This is a genomic window from Arthrobacter sp. JCM 19049 (assembly GCF_001310435.1).
Window position 1 is genome coordinate 1 of the sequence record NZ_BAXF01000774.1, and the last position, 805, is coordinate 805.

The 805-nt window shown below is 69.4% G+C and carries 2 protein-coding genes; both read left to right on the forward strand.

The window, feature by feature from the left end:
* Positions 1 to 342: inositol monophosphatase family protein (locus JCM19049_RS16155; protein WP_279403428.1), on the forward strand; the 342-nt coding region annotated here is incomplete at its 5' end.
* Position 343: 1 nt separating this feature from the next.
* A partial coding sequence (locus tag JCM19049_RS16160; protein WP_279403429.1) for a metal-dependent transcriptional regulator occupies positions 344 to 805 on the forward strand: 462 nt, incomplete at its 3' end.

Consider the following 805-nt stretch of genomic DNA (forward strand, 5'->3'; position numbering starts at 1 on the left):
TCCTGGGTCTCCAGCCTCGCCGATGCCTCGGTGTCCTACGCCTCGCTGGATGGCTGGCGTGAACTGGGCCGCCGCGAAAAGCTGATGGAACTGTTCGACGCGGCCTGGCGCACCCGCGCCTACGGGGACTTCTACAGTTACATGCTGCTGGCCGAGGGCGGGGTGGACGCCGCGTTCGAGCCGGAGCTGGAGCTTTACGACATGGCCGCCCTGGTCCCGGTGGTGCGTGAAGCGGGCGGACGCTTCACCTCGATCACCGGGGTGGAGGGCTGCGGCAGCGGCAACGCGCTGGCCACCAACGGCCTGCTGCATGATCAGATCCTGCCCTACCTGCGCGGCTGACGTGCCCCATTCTTCCAATCCGGGCCGGCTGACCACCAGCGAGGAGGACTACCTCAAGGCGCTCTACGCGCTGTCCGAATGGGATTCGCACCCGATCGGCACCGGTGAGCTGGCCGACCAGCTGGGCCTGTCCCCCGCCTCGGTGACCGCCATGGTGCGCAAGCTCGCGGCGAAGCACCTGGTGGATTTTGTCCCGCGCGGGGCGATCAGTCTCAGCCAGTCCGGGCGGGCGGCCGCGCTGAACGTGGTGCGCCGCCACCGGCTGCTGGAGACCTTCCTGAGCCGCGAACTGGGCTACGGGTGGGACGAGGTGCACGATGAGGCCGAACGCCTGGAGCACACGGTCTCCGAACGTTTCATCAACGCCCTGGACGAACGGCTGGGCTTTCCGCGCAGCATCCCCACGGGGACGCGATCCCCGGCGCCCACGGCGAGCACCGGCCCAGCCAGGCGACGCGCCTGG